This is a genomic window from Streptomyces sp. NPDC029041 (assembly GCF_040637515.1).
Taxonomy (GTDB): Bacteria; Actinomycetota; Actinomycetes; order Streptomycetales; family Streptomycetaceae; genus Streptomyces.
Genome location: NZ_JBEZWO010000003.1, coordinates 611,015 through 636,496, shown reverse-complemented (window position 1 = coordinate 636,496; position 25,482 = coordinate 611,015). Strand labels below are relative to the sequence as shown.

Genomic DNA, 25,482 nt, shown 5'->3' with positions numbered 1-25,482 from the left:
ATGACTGCACGCGGCTGGTTCCTGTTCTCCCTGATGGGAGTCGTCTGGGGCGTCCCCTACCTGATGATCAAGGTGGCGGTGGACGAGCTGTCCCCCTCCATGGTGGTGTTCGCGCGCTGCGCCCTCGGCGCCGCACTCCTGCTCCCCTTCGCCCTGCGCCAGGGCGGCTTCGGCCGTACCGTGCGGGTCCACTGGAAGCCGATGCTGGCCTTCGCCGTCATCGAGATCGTCGGCCCCTGGTGGACGCTGACCGACGCGGAACGCCACCTGTCCAGCTCCACCGCCGGGCTCCTCATCGCGGGCGTGCCGATCGTCGCCCTCGTGCTGGCCCGCTTCTTCGGCGCGGCGGAGCGGGTGGGCACCCGCCGCGTCGCGGGCCTGGCCCTCGGCCTCGCGGGTGTCACCGTCCTGACCCTGCCGCACCTCACCGGGGGCGACGCCCTTTCGATGGCCGAGGTGCTGGTGACGGTCGTCGGCTACGCCACGGCCCCGCTGATAGCGGCCCGCTACCTCAAGGACGTCCCGACGCTCCAGCTGATCACCCCGTGCCTCACGCTGGCCGCCGTCGTCTACGCCCCCGCGGCCTTCCTGACCAGGCCCGCGACGATGCCCTCGGGTGAGGTCCTGGCAGCCCTCGCCGGCCTGGGCGTGGTCTGCACCGCGATCGCGTTCGTGGCGTTCCTGGAGCTGATCAAGGAGGTCGGCCCGACCCGGGCCGGGGTGATCACGTACGTCAACCCGGCGGTGGCGGTCGCCGCGGGCGCCCTGCTTCTGGACGAGGAGCTGACCCTCGGCATCGGTGTCGCCTTCACCCTGATCCTGACGGGCTCGGTCCTGGCCACGGCCGCGGCGCCGAAGCGCGTCGTCCGCCGGGTACCATGGTCGACACGGCAGACGAGCCGGGCGGACGGCCGCGTGGAGTCCCCCTGACGGGGAGCTTCCCGAGGAACGTCCGGGCTCCACAGGGCAGGGTGGTGGCTAACGGCCACCCGGGGTGACCCGCGGGACAGTGCCACAGAAAGCAGACCGCCGGGGACCTCGGTCCTCGGTAAGGGTGAAACGGTGGTGTAAGAGACCACCAGTGCCTGAGGTGACTCAGGCAGCTAGGTAAACCCCACCCGGAGCAAGGTCAAGAGGAGACACCTCGGTGTCTCTGCGCGGACGATCGAGGGCTGCCCGCCCGAGTTCGCGGGTAGACCGCACGAGGCCGGTGGCAACGCCGGTCCTAGATGGATGGCCGTCGCCCCGACGACCGCGAGGTCCCGGGGTACAGAACCCGGCGTACAGCTCGGCTCGTCTGCCGCTGAGGGTTTTGGCCATCGGGTGCTCCTCGGAACCCCCTCTTTCCTTTTGTTGAGGGGTAGCGGCTCGGGCCGCTGGGTGGCGCGAATCTCGTGCCCGGATGCTTGCCGTCAGCGAGGTGCGTGTACGACGTCAACATACTCGGTCATTGATGGAGTAATGGCGCCCGTGTACGGTGACGCACATGGTAGACCATCCCGCCCCGCAAGTCGGCGGACCTCTTGTCACCGGCTCTGAGATCGCTCGGCTCGCAGGCGTCACGCGTGCCGCGGTCTCGAACTGGAGGCGTAGGTACGAGGATTTCCCCGCTCCCGCGGGTGGCGGTGCGAACAGTCCGTTGTTCGACCTGGCCGCCGTACAGGTGTGGCTGGACAAGCAGCGCAAGGGCCAGGACGTCTCGGTCGAGGTCCAGCTGTGGCAGGCCCTGCGAGCGGCCTACGGTGACGACATGATCGGCGGGCTCGCCGATGTGGCCCAGCTGTTCGCCGGTGCCGAGGGCGAGTCTCCGGAAGGTCTGCCGACCGACGCCGTTCGACTGGCGCGGCAGCTCGGCGACGGTGAATCACCCGGCGACGTGGTGAGCGCGCTTACCGAGCGCTTCACCGACTCGGTGCGCCGGGCCGGGTCCGACCAGGTCACCTCACCGCGCATTGTCCGGGCGGTGAGGCACTTCGCCGGAGAGGTACCCAGCGATACGACCCTGTTCGATCCGGCTTGTGGAATCGGAACGCTGCTGTTGGCTGTCGGACCCGAGGCCGGCCCTCAGCGGTGTGGTCAGGAGGTCGACACCCGCAGTGCTCGATTTGCACAGCTGCGAGCGGAGCTCACAGGGCGCACCGGTATCGACATCCGCACCGGGGATTCCATGCGCGACGACCACTGGCCCGATCTCAAGGCGGATCTCGTCGTTTGTGATCCGCCTGTCGGTGCCACGGACTGGGGCCGGGAGGACCTGCTTCTCGACCCTCGGTGGGAACTCGGCACACCGTCCCGTGCCGAAGGTGAACTCGCCTGGCTGCAGCACGCTTACGCACACACCGCGCCGGGTGGGCGCGTCCTCATGGTCATGCCTGCCTCGGTCGCCTACCGCAAGGCCGGTCGCCGTATCAGGGCGGATCTCGTGCGGCGCGGCATCCTCACGGACGTCATCGCCCTCCCACCGGGAAGCGCTGTGTCGCACGCGCTCCCCGTGCACCTCTGGCAGGTGCGTCGCCCGCAATCCCCGGAAGATGCCGTCGCCGGGGTGCGCATGGTCGACCTGACGGCGAACGATCCCGACGGCCCGTTGGAGCCATCGCCCGACCAGACGGTGCACGTGCCGCTGATCGGACTCCTCGACGAGGATGTGGATCTGACTCCCGGCCGTCACGTCGGGGAGTCCCACCGCGACTACGCGACCGAGTACCGGGCGCTGCGGCAGGAGTTGGCCGAACAGGTGAGTCTGCTGGCTGACCTGCTGCCGTCCTTGATGGGAGTTGACGGCGCCAGCGCTCTGGAAGGGCCGTCCGTCAGTGTCGCCGACCTCGCGCGTGCAGGGCTGGTCGAGTACGGCGATCCGGAGCCGGTATCGGTGAGCGAACAACTCGACACCGACTACCTCCAGGGTTTTCTGCGCAGCGCGGCGAACACCCGTAGATCCACCAGCACCAGCGGCACCTACCGACTCGACGGCAAGGGCGCTCGCATTCCGCAGATGGACATCGCTGAGCAGCGTCGATACGGAGCCGCGTTCCGCGCACTGCAGGAGTTCGAGGAGCGGGTGCGGAGGGTGACCGAACTCGGCAAGCAGGCATCGGCGCTGGCAAGGGACGGCCTCGGCAACGGGGCTCTCGCGCCGAGAGATTGACGGCAGCCACACTACGAGGAGGAGCTGTAAGTCACCTCGCCTGCGGAATGAACGGACTGGCCGATCCGCTCCACGACACTGCCAACGCCTCCCGCGCCCGCGTGCACGCCACGAACAGCAGACACCGCTCCCGGAGCAGGTCGGAGGCGTGCTGCAACGCGTCCACGGACGCCGGTGTCACTTCGCGGGCGAACGGCAGCGCGCTAGCCGTGACTCCGAGGACGGCGACACAGCGGAACTCCAGCCCCTTCATGGCGTGCATCGTGGCCAGCCGTACGCCGCCTGTTCCCGGCCCCGGATTGTCCCTGACCCGCACCACCGGCACCCGGGCCGCGGCCAGCTTGTCGTACGCCTTGTCGAGCAGGACGTTGAAGCGGGCGCAGACGCCGATCTCCGACGGACGTATGCCCTGAGCGATCCAGCCTTCGACGCGCTCGACCAGCGCCGCGACCTCGGCCTGCTCCGAGCCGTACCCGTCCACGTGCGGTCTACGGCCGTGCAGGAGCGACCGGTAACCCGCCAGGGTGTCGCTGCCCTCGCCGCCCAAGTCGTCGACCGACACCGGGCTGAGGAGGCCCGTCGACCAGACGAGGATCTCCTCCGTGCTGCGGTAGTTGACGCGCAGGCGGTGGGTGCGCCCGGTCACCGAGATGCCGAGCGAACCGAGGGAGACCTTCGAGTCGTAGATCCGTTGGTGCGGGTCGCCGGTGATGAACAGGTCGTCGCTGCGGGCCGGCACCGCGCCGCGCAGGACGCGCCACTGGGCCGGATGCAGATCCTGCGCCTCGTCGACGACGACATGGTCGTGCGTGGGTGCGGAAGCGGCCAGGAGCTCGGCCGCGCGGGCGCACACCTTGAGGTGGGTGGTGGCTTTCTGGTCGCGCAGCATGGACTCGAACAGCTCGACGGCGGGCCACAGCTGCTCCCGTCTGGTCGCTGACAGTGCGCTGCCGCGACCGCGCCGGGAGGTCGCCCGGTAGTCGTCCAGGGTGCGCAGATCCTGGGCGAGGACGACGTGACGGTACTCCTGCGCCAGGAACTGCTCCGTCCAGGGCAGGCCGAGCTTTTTGACGACCCGCTGCCACACCTGCCTCTCCTCCCGGTCGCCGATCGGGGAGGGCACCCGGCCATCGAAGCGGGTCACGATGCCATGTGCGTAGGCGTTGACCGTGGTCACCTCGACGCGGGTGAGCAGCGACTCGTCGTCGTCCAGGAGGACGGCCAGGTTCTCCCGCAGCGACGCGGCCAGCGCGTTGGTGAACGTGGTGAGCAGCACACGGGTGTCCGGGGAGCGGGTGAGCAGGTGCTTGACCCGGTGCAGCGCCGCGACCGTCTTGCCGGTGCCCGGGCCGCCGGTGACCTGCACGGGGCCGCCGTACGACGTCCGGTAGGCGACGCGACGCTGGGAGGGGTGCAGGAACACCCGCCAGGCCGTGAACGGCTTCTCCAGGATGTCGGCGAGTTCCTCCGGGCCGGTGACCAGGGTGATGCGGCTCGTGGTGTTGGCGATGACGACAGCGAGGCTCTCGTCCGGGTCGGGCCCCGCGTCGACGGGCCGCCGGACGGCGACCACGTCCCGGTAGACGTCTTCGGGACTGAAGCCCTCGGCGAGGTACTGCAGCACCTCGCACTGGTCCTCCGGCAGCAGCGTCTCGAAGGCCCGCAGCTGCGCCTTGTCGACGATGGTCCGCACGGCCCTGAGCACCTGCTCGTCGATGCCGAGTTCGCGCAGGACCGTGTCCGAGTACGTCGCGAAGAGCAGCGTGTCGGCGGCCGCGGCGGCCTTCTCCAGGGCCGGGGTCAGCTGCTCGATCGCCGTGACGTTGCGGACCTCCAGCGCCCGGGTCGCGGAGTTCGTGGTGTACAGCCGCTTCGCGGCCCAGGTGTAGGCGTCGTCGTGCGGGACGACGTTGACGAGCAGGAAGACGTCACTGCCGTCGTCGGGGGCGAGGACGACGCCGCGCCAGAAGTCGTTGATGCGGATGGTCCGCATGCGCGGGTCGCGCGCCTTGTCCACGGACTCCAGGTGCAGCCCCTTGTCCGCGTGCAGTTCGGGCACGGTGAGCTGCTGGAATTTCTGCATCGCCTTGCGCACACCGGCTTTGACGGGCCGCTCCAGGACGTCGTAGCTCTCCCAGAAGCTGTTGGCGAACGCGAGCTGCGGCACGAGGCGCACTCCCCACCCTGAACGGACACTCCGCAGTCGATCATACGCGTGGGGTGTTCACCAGCCGGCCGGCCACCTTCACCACGTCCGAGAGCAGCCCGGAGGGCTCCTGGTCGAGGTCGAGGGCGTGCTGGTGGATGACGATGCCCGTGTGCCGGACCACGTGGGCCGCGTGTGGCGCGTTGCCCTTGGCGTACACCAGGTGGCCTTCGGGCAGGCCCAGGGCGGTGCAGTAGGCGAGCATCTGGTAGAGGTCGGCGTCCGGGAAACCGTCCCGCTTCTCGGCCTTGTACTTGGCGTCCACGACGGCGCACGGGGTGCCGTGCGGCCCGTAGAGCACGAAGTCGGGCTTCATGCGGATCGCGGACGCCTCGTCGAGGTGATGCGGATCCTGGAGCCGCGCCGAGTGCCCGAGGGCCCGGCACGCCTCGCGCAGTGCCACCGTCACGAAGTCCTCGAAGAGCTTGTTCATGTCGAACAGAAAGCCCTCGACGCGAAGTTCACCGGGGGCGTGCTCGACGGAGGCGTTCTCCAGGACGATCCGGGCGAGACGCAAGGCGTGCTGGTAGCGCGAGTTGAGCCGACTCGGCTGCCAGGCGGGCAGCGGCTGACCGCGCACGATCACCGTGACCTCGGCCAGGCGGGCACGCTGGTGGAGCAGCCCGCGACGCACGTCGTGGGGCACGCCGGGCAGCCGCAGGAGGCGCTCCACGGCGGCCCGCAGCAGGCGGTTCTCCGCGATGTCGGTGGTGAACTCGTCGTACTCCACCTCCACCGGCAGCGTCGCACCGAACCGACGCCGAATCTGCTCTGCTTCCCGGATGCGGCCCCGGACGACCAGGGACGTCTCCTCGGTCGCCCGATACCCCTGGAGGAGGCCCTGCCGCAGGGCGCGGTCGATCTGCCGCTCCACGGCGTGGGCGAGCGCGGGCAGCAGATCGCGGTGCCCGGTGACATCGACGTCCCCGTCCCGCCGGCCGCCCTTCGGGTCGAGGCTGTATCCAAGGAGGAAGAACAGGCGGGCGATGGGGACCTTGGGAGTGACGCGGACAGTGATCGGCTCGTCGTTCCCCGGCACCGCGACCGCTACCGCCCCGACCTTGCTGCCGGCCCGCAGGGACCAGTGCCCCGGGACATACGGATCAGGAGCCGCGTCCACGATGTCCCCGGCCGCCAGTGCTCGTCCGACCGCGTCCGGCAGGGCGACGCCCACGGCCGCCGCGTGCTCGACGAGTTCGACGGCACGGGTCACCTCGACGACTCCCGCAGGGTGGCGAGCCCGTACCGCTTCTCGACGTCCACACCTTCCCCGTAGTGGTACTCCTCCAGCAGCGGCAGGATCTTGGTCCGCCAGGTTCGTTCGAGGCCGCCCTCCCGATAGACGCCCCGCTTCATCAGATACGAGGGCCCGATGCGGAAGTCGGCGTCATCGATACGGGAGTTGAGCGCGTCGAGCAGGTCGGCCGGCTCGGGGTCGTGGCCCTCGCGGGTGAGCCAGCGGCGCAGCAGTCCGCTGGTCGGCTCGGTGCGCGGGGACAGTTCGACGAAGGCGAAGCGGCGGCGCATCGCCGCGTCGACGAGGGCGATCGACCGGTCGGCGGTGTTCATCGTGCCGATCACGAAGAGATTGGGCGGCAGGGCGAAGTCGTCGCCGGAGTACGTCAGCCGGACCGACTTGTTGCGGTACTCCAGCAGGAAGTACAACTCGCCGAAGACCTTGGCCAGGTTGGCTCGGTTGATCTCGTCGATGATCAGGAAGTGCGGGATGTGCCGGTTGCCCTCGCGGGAGGCCAGATCGGCGAGTTCGCGCAGCGGACCGGCGGTGAGTCGGAAGGCGACCTCGCGGGTCTGCGGATCCTCCTGCGGCCGGAAGCCCTCGAAGAAGTCCTCGTACGCGTACGACGGATGGAACTGCACGAGCTTGACCTGTTCGGGCCCGCCGCCGAGGAACTCGGCGAGCTTCAGGGCGAGATACGTCTTGCCGGTACCGGGCGGGCCGTACAGCACCAACTGCCGTTCGTCCCACAGTAGGTCACGCACCTCACGCAACCAGTCGGTGTCGTGCACGAGGAGCTCCGCGGCCAACTCGACCGTAGGCTCGGGCAGCTCCAGCTCACGCCGGGCGGTGAGCGCGGGGATCTCCACGCTGGGGTCCCGGTCGGCGGCCTCGGCTTCCTCGATCAGATCCTCGTCGCTTATCCCCAGGCCGTCGATAAGATCCTTCACCGCGGTCAGGTCGACGACGTCATGCTGCGCGGAGAGCTTCTGCTGGAGCGCCTCGGGCAGGCCCTCGTACGCGTGCCCGTCGTCCGCCCAGTCCACCGGTCGGCGTAGATCCGACCGGCCGTCCTCGGAGGCGAGCTGCTCGGCGTCGCCCGTGATCTTGCCGACGTACAGACGACCGCCCGAGATGGTGCACATGGTGTCGCCGGGCCTCATCCGGGAGAGGAACATGTGCAGTTCCTCGACCAGCTGCACCTTCTGGTTGTACGTCGCGGTGGAGGCGTAGTCCTCCTCGACGGCCGTGCGCAGACGGTCTTTGCTGACGCCCTGCTCGACACCTTGGCGCAGGTGACGTGCTTGCAGGGTCACCAACCCCTCGGGCAGCCACAGACGCCGGACGAGGTCGAGGCCGGAGACATTGGACCCGCGCACCAACCAGGCCCGGTTGGGCCCCCACCACACCTGGTCGAGATAGTCGGAGAGCGGATGGCCGTCGTCCGTCTTCCACTCCAGCCAGCCGTTGGCACTGCGACCGACCAGGATCTCGGCGGCGGCAGACGGCGAGTTGCACTCGACGTCTTCAATGAGCTCCATCCAGCCGGGCCAGGTTTCCGAGTCCACGAAGATGTCGTCAGCGATCAACCGTTGCCTCAGCCGGTACGACGACGGCATGCGCACGGGGAACGACGGCACCACCTCGGACCGGCCGGGAGAACCGGCCAGGACGATGAACTTCTGGCTCCCGTTCGTCCCCTTCTCGGTCAGCAGCCGTCCCCGGGCCTCGGGGCCGCCGTTGGGCAGCCGGAGCCGGAACTCCGGGTACTGCGGGTCGTCGTCGGCCATGGGTTCCCCCTTGCACAGCTGGTGCGATCTTGATTGCAGCGTACGGGTCGGCACTGACAGGCCTGCAAGAGATCCAGAAGAGGCCGGCTCAGCTGCCCATGGCGCGGAGGACGGTCAGGAGGCCGGTGACCTCCCGCAGCCGCCCGTGGATCTCCTCCGGACGTGGCGGCAGCTCGTGCGTTCGGTAGTGGCATGCCGCGCTGAGCGCCGACCAGGTGGTGCGGCATCGGCGGGCGGTGTCGCGGCCCGCGTACCACTCCAGGCACAGCATCCGGTGCTTGCCGACCCGCGTCATCGACGGAGTGACCTGCTGCCAGTAGGCGTCCAGGGCCTGGTCGAGTGCCATGCGCAGCAGGACCGCGGCGGCACGGGCGCGCAGTCCGGGGGGCAGGGTGGTCACGGTGCCGGGGGCGGGCAGGAGGAGTCGGGCGGCGGCGGCCACCAGGACCTCAGGAGACGCGCTCATCGGTTGCCCCCAGTGCCCTGGGCCCCGGCGCTGCTCCGGATCGCCGCCGCGAGCGCCTTGGTCCGGCGGACGAGGTCCTTACGGTCTTCGACGGTCGGCAGGGGCGTGTGAGCACCCGAATTGAAGGCCTCGATCAGCGCCCAGCCACCGGGACAGATCCGCTCGACGGCTGCACGGGCATGCTGATGCTCGTCGCCGAGCAGGGCGAGCGACACGTACGTCTTGGTGCGATCGAGGGACTCCACGCGCCCCTCCACGGCCCGAAGTCCGAGCCCCTCCTCGTCGCGGAGCCTGCGCCGTGCCGTCTCCAGGCAGGCGGCCTCCACCGCCACCCTGCACATGGCGGGCAGCACGTGGTCGGCCACGTCCTGCGGCAGGCTGCGGTCCAGGGAGACGGCCCGCGCCTCCGCGAGAGCCTGCTCCACCGGATCGGTGAGCGTCTCCACACCCACCACGGAGTCCGTCTGGCGGCTCACGCGCAGGACGGTCGCCTTGATGCCGAGGTGGGCGATGGCCTGCTGGAGCCGGGTGTCATGGGTGAAGACGATCACCTGCCGGTCCTGGGCGCGCGCGTCGAGCACCCGGGCCAGACCCTCGACCTTCTCGGGGTCCATGGACTGCACGGGGTCGTCGATGACGAGGAACCCGAACGGACTGTCCGCGTGCGTGGCACGAGGCAGGAAGAGCGAGAGCGCGAGCGAGTGCAGCTCGCCCTGGCTCATCACGCTGTAGGCGGGGGCGGACATGTCGTCCACGGAGACGTCGAGCTCGACCTTCCCGCGACCAGGCGTGCCGGCGAGGGTGACGGAACCGAGCGTGACGCTGCTGTGCTCGCACAGCTTCTGCCACACCTCCTGCGACCGCTGGGCGAACGGCCGCAGTCGCTCGTCGCGCAGCTCGTCGATGATCGGCCGCAGCCAGGCCCGCGCCTTTCGCGCGTGCTTGCGCCGCTCGCGCGCAGCTTCCGCCGCTTCCTCGGCTCCGAGCCACTCGGCCAGCCGTACGGCGAACGGCTGCCAGGCGACGTCATGAGCGGAGAGCCGCTGAACGGCTTCCTCCCGCACCTGCCGGCAGGCGTCGTCCAGGGTCGCCGCGGCGCGCTCGACGCGGTCCGCCAGCTCGCGGGGGTGGGTGACGTCCCGGCACTGGACCCACTCCTGCCAGACCACCGTGAGCGGGGAGTTCTCGCCGCGCAGCCACACCGGAACAGGCTGCACGAGCCCGTGCACGGCCCGCACGGCCACCGCCACCTCCTGTCGCGCGGCCTCGGCGCCGGCGGCCTCCGCCTGGAGTCGCTCCACCTCCGTCCGCGCCTGCTCGGCCCAAGCATGGTCCAGCCGGCTCTCGGCCCCGCAGACCGGGCAGTCCGGGCTTCCCGAGCGCCGCTGGTGCTCGATCGCCGCCTCCAGCAGCTTGGCCAGGCGGCGCGCCTCCTCGGCACTGCCGTACCGGGCCTCCTCGGCAGCGGCGGCGGCCTCCCGCAGCCGGCCGACGGCCCCTCCGACCTCCGCCAGATCCGGCCCGGCGAGGCTCGCGAGCTGTCGCAGCCGGGCCAGCTCGGCCTGGGCGGCCGGGGTACGGCTCCCCAGTACTGCACGCACCCGGCCGAGGTCGCGCTTGGCCCCCGACAGCGCCTGGGTGGCCTCGCGGGACCTGGGGTCGTCGAGCGTGCTCAGCGCGTCGACTAGCTGCGCGGTGAGGGCGTCCGCGTGCTTGATCGCCTGCTCGCACTCGCTCGCCGTGTCCTTGACCCGGCCGTCGAAGTCGGCGAGCAGTTCGAGCCCGAGAAGCTTGAAGAAGGCGTCGTGCAGACCCCCGAGCGTGCCGTTGATCATCGAACCGAGTTCGCTGTACGGCAGGAAGGGCCGGGCGAGGTCGAGCGCCTCGGCGTCGACGACCTCCTCCAGCTTCCGCTCCGAGCCGTCCGGCCCCTCGACCTCGGTGCGCGCTTCGTCGACCTTGAGCCCGTGCCAGGTCCGCCGCACGGTCACCGCCTCGCCCCGCTCGCCGACGGCCAGCTCGACGCAGACCTCGGGGGTGACGTCGGGACTGTGCAGGTTGCGCCAGCCCTTCTGCCAGTCGGTGGCCCGCCGTCCGGCCCACCGGGAGTTGCGTCCCGTCAGCGCGGTCTCGGCGGCCTCGGCGAAGCTCGACTTCCCGGAGCCGTTGGGACCCGCGACGACGACCAGCCCGGGGCCGGGCGGCAGTTCGATAGTGGTCCGCGGACCGACACCGCGCCAGCCGGCCGCGGTGATGGACCGCAGCTGCACGGGGCCGGCGCGACCTCCGCTGTTCCCGGCCGGCTCGTCGGGGACCAGCTCGCGCAGCAGCTCCTGCACCTGAGGCGCGAGGTCCGAGTGGCGCAGGCGGTCGAGGAGGAGAGCGCGGAGGGAGGCAGGGGGCTGATCGGTCATGGTCGGTTCCCGTTGTCGGGCGCGGCAGGAGGGGCCACGCGGGTCACGCGGACTGGAGTCACGCGGTGTTGGCGATTTGAGCATGACGACATCCTGTGAGCACTGTCAACGCATTTGCAGATTTCGACAGGCTCGAATTTGTGTACGCACGGGGGTGGATCGCCTTAGAGGTCGTGTTGCGATTTTCGCAACCCATCCCTACGGTGAACCTATGAGTGAGTCCGTGATCGATCGTGTACGCAAGGTCATGGCAGCGGCCTCGATCAGCCAAGCGGCGTTCGCCGAGGTCGTCGGGTTGTCGCCTGACAAGCTGTCGAAATCCCTCAGTGGCGTCCGCAGATTCACCTCGTACGACTTCGCCCGGATCGCGGATTTCGGCGGCACCACGGTCGACTGGCTGCTGACCGGTCGCGAACCGTTGCGCCCCGACGTCGCGGCCCGCACCAGCGCCCCGCCGGTGGACGACCCGGGGCGCGGTCAGCTCAAGGATCTCGTCGAGAGGTTCACCACGGCACATGAGGTGATCGACCTACTGGGTCTTTCGCCGCGACTGCCCGAACTGCCCGGCGTCCGCGCGGACATGAGACGTTACGTCGACCAGGGTGCGGTTCTCGCGGAGGACGCCCTTGCCGTACTCGCCGCCGCAGGCTCACCGACCGTCAGCGATCTGGGCACGGCCGATCTGGTTCAGGCTTTGGAGCGTGCCTTCGGCATCGACGTCGCGAAGCTCGGGCTGCCGGACGGAATCGACGGCGCGGCCTGGCAGGCGGACGAGTTCCGGCTCATCATGATCGCCCGGACGAAGGTGCCGACCCGGCAGCGCTTCACCCTCGCCCACGAACTCGGTCACATCCTGGCCAGGGACGCCCAGGACCTGCTGACGGAGACGTATCTGTCGCCCGGACGTCAGAAGGACCTGACCGAGGTGCGGGCCAATGTGTTCGCCGCTCACTTCCTGATGCCGCACAGTGAGATCAGTTCGTGGACGGGGGGAAAGGACATCACCGATGAGCAACTCGCCTCATTGGTCGTGCACTTCCAGGTGTCCCCAAGCGCTCTCGCGGCACGGCTCACGCAGTTGGGCCTGATCACCTCGGAGGCAGCGGACAGGCTGCGCGGACTCACGACGCAGGACTGTCATTGGCTGACCGGACAGAGCGATCTGTTCGAGGCCCGCAAGACGTGGTCGTTGGCAAGACGACTGCCCTTCCGTCCCGCTCAGTTGCTCTACGAGGCCTACCTCGCGGGGGACACGACACTGCGCCCGCTGGCCGCCTACACGGGCCAGGATGTGGACAAAATGCGCGAACTGCTGGAACCCGAACCGGCTCCGCCGGAGGATGTGCCGTCCGGCAGCGACATGGACGAAGGGGACCTGGTCTTCCAGCCATGACGCGCCACTGCTGGTTCCCCGACAACACCGTGCTGTGCAACTTCGCCTCGGTCGACCGGCTGAGTCTCCTGGAGAAGGTGCTTGACGGTCGGGGCCGTTGGACACAGGCCGTGGCCGCCGAGGCCGAGCAGTCTGCGCGGTTCTGGCCGAAGCTGCACCGGGTGCGGGTCGATGGCTGGCTCGGTGATCCCATCGAGATCGACGATCCCGCCGAAACCGCCTTGGTCGACCGCGTCCGCCGAGTCGTCTTCGCGGGCTCCCCGACCCGTCCGCTGCAACACCTGGGCGAGGCCGAGACCCTGGTTGTCATCGAGCATCGCAGCGATTTCGCCGACTCGGTGTGGATCACGGACGACGGCGAAGCGGGCCGGTACGCGCACCGCAAGGGCATCTGCGTGAAGGACAGCGTCGACATGATGCGTGAGGCCGCCGTAGGCGGTCTGGTCACGGCCGAGGACGGCCATCGTCTCCTCCTGCGCATGGAGCAAGCAGGGCGCCACTTACGGGGTATTCCACGCCGAGCGGGGGATCTGCTGTGCTGAGCGGGAGTACGCGCGTGACCCCGAGGCCCCGCACGGCGACTGGCGCGCAGTGACGTTCAGCAGGTCAGATCGCCGGTGAAACCCGGTTCGTTCTCAGAGTCGGACCGTCCGGCAGGAGCCCTGCCGTTGCGTGTCATGCTGTGGCGGTCTTTGAAGGGGAGGGTGAGATGACCGAGAAGCCGCTGACGCACAAGCAGGCGCTCGCCACGATGATCCAGGCGCTGGGTGGCACCTGGGACACGGGACGTGCCGTACTGGCTCTACGAGTTGCCGGGTATCAGCCGGTGAGCGACGAAGCCGCGGGTAAGGAAGCCCGCCACAACCTGCGCGAGCTTGCCAAGGACGGTCTGATCGTGCGGCCGGACCCGGATCAGGCCGTGTATCGGCCGGCGTAGTCGCCGTGGCAGCGGTGCGGCACCGGCCAGTCAGGGGACGACGGGCTCCTGGAAGCCGTTCGTGGTGATGTGGGCGATGGCTGATGGGTGGCTGGTCAGCCACGCGCCGCACACCCGCCAGCGGGGAGAGGTGCCGTCGCTGAACTCGGGCCGTACTTCCGCGACGAGCTTGTGGTCGCACTCGCCGCGCGACGCCATCGAGCAGATCACGTCGCCCTGTTGCTCAACAGCCGGTACGTACGGGTGGAGCGACAGGATCGGAGAGCGCATCTCCCGTGCTGCTGCATGAGGCATGACGGGGAGAGTAACAATGTGGCTCCGCCGGCCGCTTACACACCGTGCGATGCCCGGAGGGCGGTCACGACTCGTCCTCGTCTCCCAGCTCGTTGACGAGCGGTACGAGGAGTGGGTGGACGGAGAAGCCGGACGCGGGGCCGGGGCCCGCGTTGTATTCGGCCTTCAGTACCTGGACGGCCGCCTCCGGGATCTTGCCCAGGCTTCGCAGCAGGCCGGTGATGCGGGTGACCGGCTTCGTGAAGCCTCTGAGGGAGCGGTCCTCGGGGTAGTGGCAGATGTCGTAGACGCTCTTGGCGTCGGCGACGCCGTCCTTCTCGGCGGCGTACTTGATGACGGCGACCCTGTCTTCGTAGTTCTCGTACGTCAACCGGTCGAAGAGTTCCTGGAGCGCGTCGGTCGTCCAGCCGCCGTAGGTTCCGTCGTCGGTCCCGATCCGTTCGACGCGTTCGATGTCCTCGACGGACCCCTCCCGGAGGCCGAACTCCAGGATCGGCGCGGCGACCTCCAGGAACCGTTTCGGCGTAAGCATGAAGAGGCGCCCGCCACCCCGGGTCCTGAGCTCCTCGGTCAGTTCCGGCCGCGGGCCACGGTTGAAGCCCTGCTCCTTGCGCCACCAGTCCTCCTTGACGTCCGCCGTCACGAACAGCACGTCGCACCGGCGGCGGCCGGCCTCCCGGAGGATCTGCTCCCACACGAGATAGTCGGCGGCGGCTCCCACACCGTCCTTCGTCTTGTCCATGTATCCCGGAGGCAGCCGCTTCTCGACGCGGCGCATGCCCTCCGCGATCGCCTTGTCGTGGTCCTGCGGACTCAGTGGAGCGCCGACCCGGCCGTCGAGCGCGGGCTCCAGTTCCGCGATGACCGGATCGGTGCTCGTGTCATGGGTGATGTTCTGCCATTCGCCCTCGCCGACCTTGACGATCGCCTCCTGCACGTCGTCGAAGACCTCGTTCAGCTGACTGCGCAGACGGTCGGTCTCCTCCTCCGGCAGGGCCACGCGATTGGCCCAGGTGCGCAGGGTGCGTTCCGCCTGGGCCGCATGACCGGCCATGTCCTCGGCGGCCTGCGCACCGGACGACCGGGCGTCGCTGAGGGTGCTCTCACGGTTCCGCCAGAATTCCACGAGTGCCTGGTGGGGCACCCACAACCGGTCCTCCACGGCGCCGAGCGCACGCAGCAGGTCACCGCGCGCCTGCTCGGTGTAGCGGTAGAGGTTCAGCAGGACGTTGGCGTCGGGGGCGACCAGGCCGTGGGTCAGCACAGAGGTGAAGTCGTCGGTGGTCGGCGTCCGGAAGGCGCCGAAGTCGTCGAAGAGGCCTCGGTTGTCCGCCCCGGCCGTCGTGTCCTCCGCCATTGCGCCCCCTTCATTGCCATACGCCGCGTCCGAGGGGTAGGCATACCGGCCCGCCCCCCGCCCCCTCACGCTCGCCTGCTGGGAACGTAGCGCGTCGAAGGTGACGACGGGCAGTGAACGGGCAACTTACGCCGATCAGTTGGTCGGGAGGCTCCCCGTCAACTGGGCCGGGGACCCACCTCGGTCTGGCGCCAGTGCGAGTGCTGCTCCAGGAGTGGCCCGGTCGGCTACGAAGGATGCCGACCGGGGGCCGTGACGCTTCTGTCAGGCGCGGGCTTGGACGATGAGCGTGCCGATGTGCCCGGCTCTCGGGGCATCCACCACCGTCGCCTCAGTGGACGTGAAACCAGTTCGGAGCAGGTGCCGCTCCCACACTGCGGGCTTGTGCTGTATCAGTACGTGAACATGGCCTTCCCCGCGAACCCGCCCGTGTACATGCCCTGCGGCCCGTAGGCGCCCGGAATGGCCGGCGGCTGGGAGAACACGAAGACGCCGCCCGGGACGAGGCGCTCGCGGACGAGGGGGAAGAGGCGGGACGGGTCGGTGAACCAGACCGCTCCGAAGACGGAGTACACGGCGTCGTACCGGCCCCCGTCGGCGGCCAGCCAGTCGAGGACCTCCGCCCGCTCGATCCGCACCCCGAGTGGGGCCCACTTCGCGCTCGCGAGCGCCACCATGCGCGGCGACAAATCGACCCCCGTGACCTTGACCCCTGGTTGTGCGAGGTGGGCGAGGGCGCGGCCGGTGCCGCATCCGATCTCCAGCACGGTCTCCGGGCTGCCGAGGAGTTCGGGTCCGGGGCCGTGGCCGGCGTACTGGGTCCAGCAGAACGACGGCTCGGCGTCGTCCTTGAACGCGGATTCGGCGTAGGCGTCCCACAGTTCGATCTCGGCGGCGCTGTCGTGTGGTACGGGCACAGCGGTTCCTCGTGTAGTCGGCAGCGGGAGCACCCGCCCTCGGGGAGCCGTGAGGACGGGGGCGACTGTAGCGGGGCTCAATGGCTGTCGGGGACCTTGTCGTCGCACGGTGAGCAGTCCGCTCCGTTGATGGCCCAGAGCTCCACGTTGATCGCCGAGCCCTGGGAGCGCGCCCGTCACGGGCGGGCTGGGCGTCACTCGTACAAGCCACTGGTAGGTCTGGCAACGGGGCTCACCTCGGCCCGAATGGTCTTGCCGCCCGGCGGGTGCGGTTCGGTGCCCCAGCGGTCGGCCAGTGCACCGACGAGGAGTAGACCTCGGCCGGACTCGCCGTACGTCGTCGAGTCGGTGGGTGCGACGGGGAGTTGGTCGCCCTTGGCATCGGTGACCGCGATGCGGAGGAGGGCGGCTGTGGTGTCGAGAGTGAGGGCGAGCCGGAAGTCTCGGCCCTGGACGCGGCCGTGCAAGGTGGCGTTGGCGGCGAGTTCGGCGACGATGTGCTCGGCTCGCTCGGTCACTTCGGGTGACAGGCCCCAGGCGCGGAGCTGGGTGGTGGCGAGAAGGCGTGCGAGGCGGGCTCCTCGGCGGGTGGAGGACAGGAACTGGGCGAACGTGGCCACGGTGCTGGGCGGTTGGGGGAGGGTTGCGCTCATGGGGCCAATGTGGCGGGCGTGCGGGGGTGCGTTCCAGGAGGGACGCCCGTACGGTGCGTCAGTGTACGGACACATTCTGTGGACTGTACGCGGGGTCCTCCGTCACGCTGGGTGCTGTCGGGTGTGGAGCGACGGACAGTGCGTGTCAGGTGTACGGAACGGGAGGTGGCCGCGTATGACGGGCGGCATCGACATCATGGCCGAGGGCTGCGGCGACGGGGAGGCGGTCGGCGGTGAGCCGGATCGTGAGCCCGACCCCTCCGACAGTCTGCGGACCTGGGGAGCCGTCCAGCAGGCGCTGCGCGAGCACGCCGGGTACAGCAGGGCCGAGTTCGCGGGCCTGGTGCGCTTCTCCAAGCACACCGTGGAGTCGGTGGAGCTGGGGCGGCGGATGCCCGACGAGTCGTATGTGGTGCGGTCGGAGGAACTTCTCGGGAACACCGGGGCGTTGCGGAAGTCGTCGAAGTACGTGACGCGGGGGCGAGGGGATGTGGGGCTCGCGGCTTGGTTTCGGCAGTGGGCTCGGTTGGAGCGGGTGGCGGAGAGCCTGTGTACGTATGAGTGCAGGTTGGTGCCGGGGCTGTTGCAGTCGGAGGGGTATGCGCGGGCGGTGTTCGAGGGGACCGTTCCGGTGGCACCGGACGACCAGATGGAAGACTTCATGGCCCGGCGGATGGAGAGGCAACGGATGCTGTTCGAGCGGCCGACGACGCCGTTCAGCTTCATCGTCGAAGAGCACGTCTTTCGGCGGCGGTTCGCGGACACGGAGCTGATGCAGGAGCTGTTCGACCATGTACTGGAGCTGAGCGCGCCGCGCAATGTGACGCTGCAGATCGTGCCGTTGGAGGCTGGGTTGCACGCCTGCCTCGATGGTCCATTGCAGCTTCTGGAGACTCCGAAGGGGCAGCGGCTGGCGTACTCCGAAGGACAGCAGAACGGCCGCCTGATCTCCGACCCGGAAGAGGTGAGCCTGCTCTGCCAGCGCTATGACACACTGCGCTCGCAGGCCCTGAACGCCAAGGACTCGCGGGGTCTGTTGGAGCGACTCCAAGGAGAACTATGAGCACGACGGGACTGGCGTGGTTCAAGTCCAGCTACAGCGGCAGCCAGGGTGACAGCTGCGTCGAGGTCGCCGTCACCGAACAGGCCGTCTGCGTACGGGACTCCAAGGACGTGACACGCCCCCACTTCGCCGTCGGCCGGGATGGTTGGTCGCGGTTCGTGGAGTTCGCGGCAGGGGCCTGAGTACGTTCGTCCCGGCGGTCGTGTGATGACATCCACCGCCGGGACATCGGCCCGCCGCAGTCTCAGTCGCCCGGCCTGACAAGCTTCTCTGCCTCGTCGCGGAGGCTCCTGATTCCTTCCAGCGCTGTTTCACGCGCAGCGCTGATCTCCGCACCCTGCTTCGTGAGACCGCTGAGCGACTGCTCCACCTCGGCGATCCACTCGCTGAGATGCTGCTCACCGGTGTCATTGAGGTCGGTCCGCTGTCTGAGCGCCACGTCGGCGAAGTGATCCCGGAGCGCCTGTCGGCGCTTCTTGATCGCCTTCCACTTGCTCTGGTCCTGCACGATGCTCTTCCCGTCCATCAACGGGCCCATGGCCGCCAACGCCCACTGCGCCTTTCCGGCCGCACCGGCGAACTTCTGGGTCGCTTTGATCCTGCCCCACGGCTTGAATTTGCCGACGCCGTCGGTGATTTTCCCGCTGGCGTCGAACACCTTCTGGCCCGCGCGGGTCTTGTTGAGCCAGTTCACGATCTTGGCTGCCGCTTCCGGCTCTCCGGCGACCTTCTCGATCCACGCGTGCAGTCTCTTGGCGCCCACCTTCGCGGCCTTTTCGGCGGCTTCCCTGATGGCCCGTTCGTACGGTGTCTCCGTGGGCGCGGCGAGTGTCGCCTCGGGGGCGTCGACGTCGTTCACCCAGGCTTCCGGCTCGGGTACGGCGTCGCCGTACTCGGCGACCAGCGCATCGAACACCGCCTTCATCGATGAGGAGAACCTGATGTCGAAGTCGGTGCGGGCATCGATCAGTTCTTCGGTGACGTCGGTGGCGATGTCGACGGGGACGGCACCGTTCTTCTCGGAGACGCTGTCGGCGGCTCTGCCTCCCGCCGTTCTGATCCTGGAGGCGGCGATCTCGCTCTCCCGCTCCAGGGTGTCCAGCACCGCCGTCCTCGCTCGGGAGATCGACTCCTCGGCCTTCTTCGTGGTCCGCGCTGCGTCGAGTTCCTCTCCGTCCAGTTCCCACCGTTGCTCGGCGTCCGCCAGAACCCGGATGAGTTCGTGCGCCTGCGCCTTGGGCCGCATTCCCTCGACACCAGGTGCCGTGATGGTCCGCAGCTCGGCGGTGAGGGCGTCGATGCCACTCTCCGCCACGAGCAACTCACGGTGTTCATCAGTGAACCGGGGTTCGTTGCCCGCGTCGACATAGTCGCGCGCGTCGGTCGGGATGACCGGGACACGATCGGCGAAGGGTCCGAGCCGTTTGCGGATCTCGTCGAGGATGACCTCGCGGTCGCTGTTCTCGGCGCTCATCTTGTTGACGACGACGACACTGCGGTCAGCGAACCCGTCGGCATCGAGCGCCTGCAAGATCGCCTCGGTCTCCGCCTCGCCCGGCAGTTCGCTCGTTGTCACGATCATCAGCGCGTCCGCGTCGCGCACTCCACGCCGGGCTGCCGCGGAGTGTTCGTCGTTGCCGGACAGTGTTCCGGGCAGGTCGACCAGCGTCAGCCCGTTCCAGGGATACGGCGTCGCCTCCTGTGTCTTGGGTGCCGCGTCGACGAGCTTTTCGACCTCGGCCGCCGGAAGTCGACGCAGTGCCGCGATGAGCATCGACTTCCCGGCGCTGTACGGCCCCAGGAGCGCGATCCGCAGCGGGCTTGTGTCCGCCTCCGGCAGACTCGCTGTCAGGCCCCGGGTACGAGGGTGAGCGTTCAGGATCTCCTTCGCCTGTGCACTCAGCGCGAGTACGCGGGCGTCCAGCCTCCCGTCAGTCATGCGCGGTCCCATCTCCATCTCCGCTTATAAATTCAGAGCAAATCTCGATCCGCTCGGTGAGGACGTCTATGATTCGCTCCTGCAAGCACGCCCGCACGTCCGCGACGCTGGACGCGTCGGTCCAGACGCGAAGTTCGACTCCTGGCGTTCGGCGTGCGGAGCGGACGGTCGCCGGGTCACCGCCCACAAGGACCAGGAGCCGGCGCACTAGTACGAGGTCGATCGCGTCAAGGGCAGAGCGCACGGCCGACCTCAGTCGGCGGAGCTGCTCGAAACGCTCCCGCGTGCGACCGATGTCTGCGGACTGAGCTTCGAACTGAGCATTGACTTGAGCCGTTGTGTCGTCGACGACACGAGCCACCTGCGCTTCGCGCCCGTCGAACAGCTCATCGAGCCTGGCCTCGGCTGCGGCCGTGGTCTCGCAGGTCCACTCGTCCCGCGCCTGTCGCAGGCGATCAACCTCGCCGCTCACTGCTTTCGCCGCTCCGGTCAGGGGCGTCAGTACGTAGTCCGCCACCACCACGGGAGGGGGAGCGAGCTTCTTGGGGATTCCCTTGGCGGCGACGGAGCCCAAGAGGGCTGTCACCGCCCCTTTGGCAGCAGCCGTGCTCACGCTGCCGGGCTTCACGTCGGGACGCGGCCGCACTTCCAACTGCTCGTCGTCCTGAGACTCTGGGCCGCGTGCCCGCGTGCGCAGAACCTTCCCCCGTTTCCGCGCCTCCTGATCGAGGTCACTTCCGAGACTTGAGACCAGTGCCTCCAAATCCAGACCGGTGACGAAGTCGCTCCACCGCTGCGCGTGAGCCGCGCCGCCCAGCTCCCGAACCACATCCGGCAACCGCTCTTTGGCACGGTGCCGCTCGGTTTCGAGCCGGCCACACGTGTTCCGGCCCGCGGTCCGGAAAGCTTCGAGCAACGCGGCCCGTTCATCCGGCGCCGAGCGTTCTAGTTCGCCAAGCGCGACGTCGATCACGGGGAGTTCCACGGTCAGCCGATCGTGGATCGCGGCGAGCGGCGCCCGTACGCCTTCGGCCAGCCGGACGGCGCGAAGGGGAATCGCGCGCTCGGCCAGGAGCTGTTCGAGGGACCGCTCCAGCTCGGGCAGCCTGCTCGCCCGAAGGGCCTTGTCTCCCAGCTCGCGATCCTCCGTGGACAGCGCCTCGTGCGCGGCGCCGGAGTGGACCGCGAGGATGACGGGCGGCGCGACCTCGACCGCTCTGGCCACCTGTTCGATCCGGACGGCGTGCTCCGGCGCTGACTTGAACTCTCTGTTCGGGTGATCGGCGAAGAGCTCAAGACGGACAGGTGTGTTGACCAGCCCCTTCACATTGACGACAGTCAGCAGAGGTTTCCCCGACAGGAGAAGTCGCTGAAGTTCGGCGGACTCCTCGTCGCGCAGCGTGTCGGCGTAGTTCCAGATGACGGCGTCGGCACTATCGCATGCGTCTCGGGCAAGCTGGGCGTCGAAGTCGTCGTCCTTCGCGGCGACGCCGGGTGTGTCGAGGTAGGTCACGGAGCCGACATCGAACGCGGAGGTCTTCCGTGTGGTGCGGTGTGCGCCTCGCCCGATCCCGGTTCGGTCCGCATCGCCCATGAGGGCCTTGCGGAGCGTGGTCTTCCCGGACTTGGTTCTTCCGGCGATGGCCACAAGCAGTCTGCCACCCACCGCGGGCACGGTCCGCACGGCATCGTGCAGTTCGCGTTCGAGCGAGCCGATACGGCTGATGGACCGGACGAGATCCTCGCTCTCGATCGCGTACGGGGAGTACGACGTCCGCTGAAGGCCGGCTTCGGCCTTGGCCCGGAGGATGGAGTGGACATTGCGGTAGGCCGAGCGACTCACGTCCACCGCCCCGGGCGGAAGCGCGAGCTCGCCGACCAGGGACTCCAGGGCCTCGCCGAGACCCGGTTCGGTTCGTCGCGCGTCCATCGCGGCGGCCACGCGGTCGAACGACTCGACGTTCTCCGTGTACCAGGACTCAAGAGCACGCAGCTTGTCGATGTCGGTCTGGGAGGCGACCGCCAGTAGCCCCGTCGCGAGCCGCGCGGCAGAACTCGTGGCCGGCGCTTCGAGGGAAGCGGTCGGGCTCACGAGCGCCGTCGAGAGCCCATGCTCGATCACTGCCCACGCGCGGTCGTCCGCGAGCATTTCCAGAGTGCCTCCCGAAACGACGCCGGTGTCGCGAGCCCCGATCGCCCAGACCAGGGCATCACGCCGATCCGCCCTGAACGTGAACGGCACGTTCGTCCCGAGCCAGCGCCACCATTCCGGTTGCACGGACAAAACCGCCTCGTACGACTCATTCGCGGCGATGAAGTCCTGCACCTTCCCAAGCCGCGTCACCAGATCCTGGTTCCGCAGATCCCGCGCTGTGGAGACACTGTGTTTGAGCACGAGCTCACGTGCACCTGACGCCTGCCGACTACGCCGGCGGCGACTCAAGTCGGTCACCGCGCGATCGACGTCGACCTCAAAGATCGAACGCCAGATCTCCTCGGGCCACCCCTGATCCGCACGATGACACCGCTCCAGGACTCCAGGCAGTGTCCGTTCCGCGAGCGCCACAGCCGCAAGGTCTGCCCTGAGCGCCTCAGCCGTCACGCCCTCGAGCGCCTGGAGATGAGAACGCAGTCCTTCGAGCCGCATCAACTCTCGGAGGGCTCTGGCCTCGCTCGGTGTCAGAGTCCGACCCCGAGCCGTTGCCAGACGGACCAGTTCCCCTTCTTCGACGCACGACGCCACGGCTTCGGACACCCACCGGAGAGTGCTCCCGGACGGTGGCAGACCGGCACACCCGCATGCTTGGGCAACCGCCTCCACGCCCTTGGCCAGCCGCTGGAGTGGTGCTGGCCCGCCCGTGGCGTCGACGCCCAATGGTTCGAGCAGGAGGGCAAGCACCTCAGCTCTGAGACTCTCCGTGTCATTCAATGCCGTGTCATTCACCACTACTCCTCGTGAGGGCGGTGGTATCTGAACTCGGGGAGGCGGCCGGAGCTCGGGGGAATCAGGGCCCTCGACTGCGGAGGCACCTCCGCTCGTACGATCTGGTGGCGAGGCGGCACGCAGGTGCGCGGTGTGAAAACCCACATGCCTTTCGACAAGGTGACCCCGAGCACCCGTTCCTTGTCCCGCAGCCAGGGATATCTGTTCTGCAACTCGACATAGTTGTCGTTGGTGACGACGGTCCCGCCGGTGTCCTCCGCGATTGCTGTGACAAGAGCGTCGCCCTTGCCCTCGGTTCCGGCCGGAGGCTGGATGAGGTCCCCTTTGCTGAGCGCCGAGTCCACTGCCGCGCGTTCTCCCTCCACGACCTTGTGTCTGAACGTGGCATCGACGACAACGTGGAGTACGGCGTCGGGATACCGCGATGACAGGGCATCGCGGGCGGACAGCAGTTGGGCGAAGGACGGCCGGTCGCCGCTGTCGTACACACCAGGTCGCCGCGGTGACCTGCCGATCCACGCCAGGTTGGAGCCGTCCACCACGAGCACTGCGGGTGCTGAACCCGTGGCTTGCTTCCGGGGCTGCGCCGCCAGCGGCCTGGTGACGGTGTTGCCCGCGAGCAGATCATCGAGTTCCTTGCGCACGGCCGGCGTCGGACCACCGGAACTGAAGCTCTTGATCTCCTCGTTCAGCACCTCTTCGCCGGTGCGTTCAAGGGTCGCCTTGACATGCAGGAGCCCGTTCGTGTCGTACGTGTACTCCAGCAGGAAGCGGGAGTCCTCACGAGCACGGGGGTCCTGATATGTGAACGGGAGGTCTGTCAGCTTCACGTTGTCGGGGTGGTCCAGGGGCCGATCCGGGTCACCCTCCCAGATCTCCACGATGAGACTGCGTGCGTTGTCCTGGCGTGGCGTGTAGCTCTTGCGCTCCTTCCACGGCAGCGGCGAGTTGCGCGGAATGATCTGACTGAACTTCTTCTGTCCGGCGGCGTCCTTGACGACCGTGCCCAGGGCATGGCTCGTCGCCACCTGGATAACGCCATCCTCCGCCCCCGACAGCACGGCTGCCGCGATGGAGGCGCCGCGGGCGACCGCCGTCATGGGATCGCAGAGATCGACCTCTACGGGCTGCTGCTGCATGACCTCGGCGACCGCCGCCCGGACGCTCGGGATCTGGCTCGTACCGCCGATCATCAGCACCGCGTCCACGTCCAGAGGCGCCATGTGCAGGTCGGCGAGGCACTGCTCGATCGGCGCGAGAGCGCGGTCCACAAGGTCGGAGATGGCGTCCTCCAGCTCCTCCTGCCAGACCTCGACGGTGTCACCGTCCGGAGTCCTGACCGTGACGGAGTCTTCGGAGGACAGGCGGATCTTGCTCCGCTCCACGTCCAGCCCGAACTGCCGCTCCTGCGCGGGCGTCCACAACGATCGCGCCGGAGCCCGTTCAAGGATGAGGTCACGCAGACGACGGTCGATCTCCAGACCGCCCAGCTCGGTCACACCCCGTGACGCAAGCTCCTCGAAGAACCCGTCCTGGTAGTCGAGCACGGTGACGTCGATCGTTCCGCCGCCCCAGTCGAAGACCAGGATGGTGGGGTCCTTCTTCAGCTCATGTAGGTCATTTCGTAGATCTTGCGCGTACGAGATCGCTGCTGCCGTCGGCTCGTTGAGCAGCGCCAGGACATTGATGCCCGCGAACTGCGCGGCGGCGCGGGTGCGATAGCGCGCTGCTCCCGTGGCGTTCGCGGGGACGGTGATCACGGCCTGGTCGATGGCGGTGAGGTTGTGCTCCGCGCCCTTCCGCATGGCCTGGAAAACACCGGCGGCCACCGTCGTGGCCGCGAATCTGCGGTGCTGGATCGTGACGTACTCGTCGCTCTTGAGGAGTCGCTTGCAGGCCTCGGCCGCCTCTTCGGAGCGGAGCTTGGCCTCCCATCCGAACAACGCTCCCCGGCGCAGCGAACTCATGCCCACCACCGACGGGAAGAGGTATTCGAAGCCCGGATGGCGCCAGTCGGCGTCGATGTGGTGGGCGTCCAGCAGCAGTACGTCAGCCTCATTGCCCAGCCACTGGGCCACCACGGAGTTGGTGGTTCCGAAGTCGATCCCGGTGGCGGTCACATGCCCTCCCCGTTCGTCGCCTCGTCCCCGGCAGAGTGGTTTCCTCCGTCTGACCCGGGCAGGCGACGCAGCTGTCCGGAGAGCACCAGCTTGCCTGTGGCCCCGTCGACATAGGCCGGACGCAACACCTCGAACGCCTCACCGTCGCCTTCCACCACCACGAAGAGCTCACGTTCGCCGTCGGGCGTGTCCACGCACCGTACGCCTTGGTCCAGCAAGGCGGTGCGGATGCCCTTCCGAAGTGAACTGGCACTCTGGTTGGGTGCGCCGGCGAGCAGGTCGATCTCGACCATCCGGGCCACGTACTCCTCCCGCGAGCGAAAGGCCTCCAGAACGGCCTGACGCAAGGCAGCCGTCACAGCGGCCTGTGTGGGGCGCTCCTCTGCCGGGAGAGTGGTCAGAAGGTCGGTCGCCCGCTCGGTGAAACGGGAGAGGAGCATGGGAGGGCTGAGCAGTTCCTCGGGGCGGTAGGTGCGCGGGGAGTCCGTGGGGACGTCGGCCGCCGCCCGCCGCTTCTCCCGACGATGTTTGAGACCGTTGTTCCCCTTGGGGGTGACCCGCTTGGGGGCCGCCGTGGTCTTCCGCTGGCTGCGGGGCACCTTTT

Annotated in this window: 18 protein-coding genes, 1 other RNA gene and 2 pseudogenes; 8 read left to right on the top strand and 13 right to left on the bottom strand. The window is 68.7% G+C overall.

Annotated features, from left to right (window positions below; genetic code table 11):
• From AB0F04_RS10075 to AB0F04_RS10065, 3 genes and pseudogenes are all read left to right on the top strand, one after another.
• Positions 1-780 (top strand): annotated as a pseudogene (locus AB0F04_RS10075) (EamA family transporter); the annotation flags it as partial.
• Between the two features lie 115 nt (positions 781-895).
• Positions 896-1,300, top strand: an RNA gene (gene rnpB / locus AB0F04_RS10070) — RNase P RNA component class A.
• A 186-nt stretch (positions 1,301-1,486) separates the two neighbouring features.
• Positions 1,487-3,148, top strand: a complete 1,662-nt coding sequence (locus AB0F04_RS10065; protein ID WP_362039699.1) for an N-6 DNA methylase — start codon at positions 1,487-1,489, stop codon at positions 3,146-3,148.
• Positions 3,149-3,179: 31 nt separating this feature from the next.
• On the opposite strand, the gene AB0F04_RS10060 is transcribed toward AB0F04_RS10065, so the two are convergent.
• From AB0F04_RS10060 to AB0F04_RS10040, 5 genes are all read right to left on the bottom strand, one after another.
• Complete coding sequence (locus tag AB0F04_RS10060; protein ID WP_362039697.1) at positions 3,180-5,315, bottom strand: UvrD-helicase domain-containing protein; 2,136 nt, start codon at positions 5,313-5,315, stop codon at positions 3,180-3,182.
• 40 nt (positions 5,316-5,355) lie between these two features.
• On the bottom strand, positions 5,356-6,567 hold the full coding sequence (locus AB0F04_RS10055; RefSeq protein ID WP_362039695.1) for a restriction endonuclease: 1,212 nt from the start codon (positions 6,565-6,567) through the stop codon (positions 5,356-5,358).
• Entirely contained in the window at positions 6,564-8,381 is a 1,818-nt protein-coding gene (locus tag AB0F04_RS10050) for a DUF4357 domain-containing protein (RefSeq protein WP_362039692.1), read from the bottom strand. The genes AB0F04_RS10055 and AB0F04_RS10050 overlap by 4 nt, the downstream gene beginning before the upstream one ends.
• 88 nt (positions 8,382-8,469) lie before the next feature.
• Positions 8,470-8,847: a hypothetical protein gene (locus tag AB0F04_RS10045; protein WP_362039690.1), complete on the bottom strand. Its 378-nt coding sequence runs from the start codon at positions 8,845-8,847 to the stop codon at positions 8,470-8,472.
• The gene (locus AB0F04_RS10040; protein WP_362039688.1) at positions 8,844-11,261 is read right to left on the bottom strand and encodes an AAA family ATPase; all 2,418 of its coding nucleotides are present in this window, start codon (positions 11,259-11,261) and stop codon (positions 8,844-8,846) included. Before AB0F04_RS10040 ends, AB0F04_RS10045 begins: the two co-directional genes overlap by 4 nt.
• 211 nt (positions 11,262-11,472) lie before the next feature.
• On the opposite strand from AB0F04_RS10040, the gene AB0F04_RS10035 reads away from it, so the two are divergent.
• From AB0F04_RS10035 to AB0F04_RS10025, 3 genes are all read left to right on the top strand, one after another.
• The gene (locus tag AB0F04_RS10035; RefSeq protein WP_362039685.1) at positions 11,473-12,654 is read left to right on the top strand and encodes an XRE family transcriptional regulator; all 1,182 of its coding nucleotides are present in this window, start codon (positions 11,473-11,475) and stop codon (positions 12,652-12,654) included.
• Positions 12,651-13,196, top strand: coding sequence for a hypothetical protein (locus AB0F04_RS10030; protein ID WP_362039684.1), 546 nt, complete (start codon positions 12,651-12,653; stop codon positions 13,194-13,196). The genes AB0F04_RS10035 and AB0F04_RS10030 overlap by 4 nt, the downstream gene beginning before the upstream one ends.
• 167 nt (positions 13,197-13,363) lie before the next feature.
• Complete coding sequence (locus AB0F04_RS10025) at positions 13,364-13,591, top strand: hypothetical protein (RefSeq protein ID WP_362039683.1); 228 nt, start codon at positions 13,364-13,366, stop codon at positions 13,589-13,591.
• A 30-nt stretch (positions 13,592-13,621) separates the two neighbouring features.
• Here AB0F04_RS10025 and AB0F04_RS10020 read toward each other — a convergent pair whose 3' ends face one another.
• The 4 genes and pseudogenes from AB0F04_RS10020 to AB0F04_RS10005 form a co-directional block, all read right to left on the bottom strand.
• Positions 13,622-13,885 (bottom strand): hypothetical protein, encoded by a 264-nt coding sequence (locus AB0F04_RS10020; protein WP_362039681.1) that lies wholly within the window; start codon positions 13,883-13,885, stop codon positions 13,622-13,624.
• 64 nt (positions 13,886-13,949) lie between these two features.
• On the bottom strand, positions 13,950-15,242 hold the full coding sequence (locus AB0F04_RS10015; RefSeq protein ID WP_362039680.1) for a PIN-like domain-containing protein: 1,293 nt from the start codon (positions 15,240-15,242) through the stop codon (positions 13,950-13,952).
• Positions 15,243-15,506: 264 nt separating this feature from the next.
• Positions 15,507-16,159 (bottom strand): annotated as a pseudogene (locus AB0F04_RS10010) (class I SAM-dependent methyltransferase).
• A 194-nt stretch (positions 16,160-16,353) separates the two neighbouring features.
• Positions 16,354-16,812: an ATP-binding protein gene (locus AB0F04_RS10005; protein WP_362039679.1), complete on the bottom strand. Its 459-nt coding sequence runs from the start codon at positions 16,810-16,812 to the stop codon at positions 16,354-16,356.
• Between the two features lie 175 nt (positions 16,813-16,987).
• Between AB0F04_RS10005 and AB0F04_RS10000 the strand changes: the two genes are divergently transcribed.
• Complete coding sequence (locus AB0F04_RS10000; protein ID WP_362039677.1) at positions 16,988-17,875, top strand: helix-turn-helix transcriptional regulator; 888 nt, start codon at positions 16,988-16,990, stop codon at positions 17,873-17,875.
• On the top strand, positions 17,872-18,057 hold the full coding sequence (locus AB0F04_RS09995) for a DUF397 domain-containing protein (RefSeq protein WP_362039675.1): 186 nt from the start codon (positions 17,872-17,874) through the stop codon (positions 18,055-18,057). The genes AB0F04_RS10000 and AB0F04_RS09995 overlap by 4 nt, the downstream gene beginning before the upstream one ends.
• Positions 18,058-18,119: 62 nt before the next feature.
• Here AB0F04_RS09995 and AB0F04_RS09990 read toward each other — a convergent pair whose 3' ends face one another.
• The 4 genes from AB0F04_RS09990 to AB0F04_RS09975 all read right to left on the bottom strand — a co-directional run bounded on the left by AB0F04_RS09990 (position 18,120) and on the right by AB0F04_RS09975 (position 25,477).
• Positions 18,120-19,814, bottom strand: a complete 1,695-nt coding sequence (locus AB0F04_RS09990; protein WP_362039673.1) for a GTPase — start codon at positions 19,812-19,814, stop codon at positions 18,120-18,122.
• On the bottom strand, positions 19,807-22,569 hold the full coding sequence (locus AB0F04_RS09985) for a GTPase (protein ID WP_362039671.1): 2,763 nt from the start codon (positions 22,567-22,569) through the stop codon (positions 19,807-19,809). Before AB0F04_RS09985 ends, AB0F04_RS09990 begins: the two co-directional genes overlap by 8 nt.
• A 191-nt stretch (positions 22,570-22,760) precedes the next feature.
• Positions 22,761-24,878 carry an Hsp70 family protein gene (locus AB0F04_RS09980; RefSeq protein ID WP_362039669.1) on the bottom strand — a complete coding sequence of 706 codons (2,118 nt, stop codon included), beginning with the start codon at positions 24,876-24,878 and terminating at the stop codon, positions 22,761-22,763.
• On the bottom strand, positions 24,875-25,477 hold the full coding sequence (locus AB0F04_RS09975; RefSeq protein WP_362039667.1) for a hypothetical protein: 603 nt from the start codon (positions 25,475-25,477) through the stop codon (positions 24,875-24,877). Before AB0F04_RS09975 ends, AB0F04_RS09980 begins: the two co-directional genes overlap by 4 nt.
• Between the last annotated feature and the right edge of the window lie 5 nt (positions 25,478-25,482).

What these genes read in the sequence shown, in the direction of transcription:
- AB0F04_RS10035 (WP_362039685.1), top strand. Translation starts at nt 11,473, where the DNA reads ATGAGTGAGTCCGTGATCGATCGTGTACGCAAGGTCATGGCAGCGGCC.
- AB0F04_RS10005 (WP_362039679.1), bottom strand. Translation starts at nt 16,812, where the DNA reads ATGAGCGCAACCCTCCCCCAACCGCCCAGCACCGTGGCCACGTTCGCC.
- AB0F04_RS10000 (WP_362039677.1), top strand. Translation starts at nt 16,988, where the DNA reads ATGACGGGCGGCATCGACATCATGGCCGAGGGCTGCGGCGACGGGGAG.
- AB0F04_RS10040 (WP_362039688.1), bottom strand. Translation starts at nt 11,261, where the DNA reads ATGACCGATCAGCCCCCTGCCTCCCTCCGCGCTCTCCTCCTCGACCGC.
- AB0F04_RS10045 (WP_362039690.1), bottom strand. Translation starts at nt 8,847, where the DNA reads ATGAGCGCGTCTCCTGAGGTCCTGGTGGCCGCCGCCGCCCGACTCCTC.
- AB0F04_RS10065 (WP_362039699.1), top strand. Translation starts at nt 1,487, where the DNA reads ATGGTAGACCATCCCGCCCCGCAAGTCGGCGGACCTCTTGTCACCGGC.
- AB0F04_RS10025 (WP_362039683.1), top strand. Translation starts at nt 13,364, where the DNA reads ATGACCGAGAAGCCGCTGACGCACAAGCAGGCGCTCGCCACGATGATC.
- AB0F04_RS10020 (WP_362039681.1), bottom strand. Translation starts at nt 13,885, where the DNA reads ATGCCTCATGCAGCAGCACGGGAGATGCGCTCTCCGATCCTGTCGCTC.
- AB0F04_RS09990 (WP_362039673.1), bottom strand. Translation starts at nt 19,814, where the DNA reads ATGACTGACGGGAGGCTGGACGCCCGCGTACTCGCGCTGAGTGCACAG.
- AB0F04_RS10030 (WP_362039684.1), top strand. Translation starts at nt 12,651, where the DNA reads ATGACGCGCCACTGCTGGTTCCCCGACAACACCGTGCTGTGCAACTTC.
- AB0F04_RS10015 (WP_362039680.1), bottom strand. Translation starts at nt 15,242, where the DNA reads ATGGCGGAGGACACGACGGCCGGGGCGGACAACCGAGGCCTCTTCGAC.
- AB0F04_RS10050 (WP_362039692.1), bottom strand. Translation starts at nt 8,381, where the DNA reads ATGGCCGACGACGACCCGCAGTACCCGGAGTTCCGGCTCCGGCTGCCC.
- AB0F04_RS09995 (WP_362039675.1), top strand. Translation starts at nt 17,872, where the DNA reads ATGAGCACGACGGGACTGGCGTGGTTCAAGTCCAGCTACAGCGGCAGC.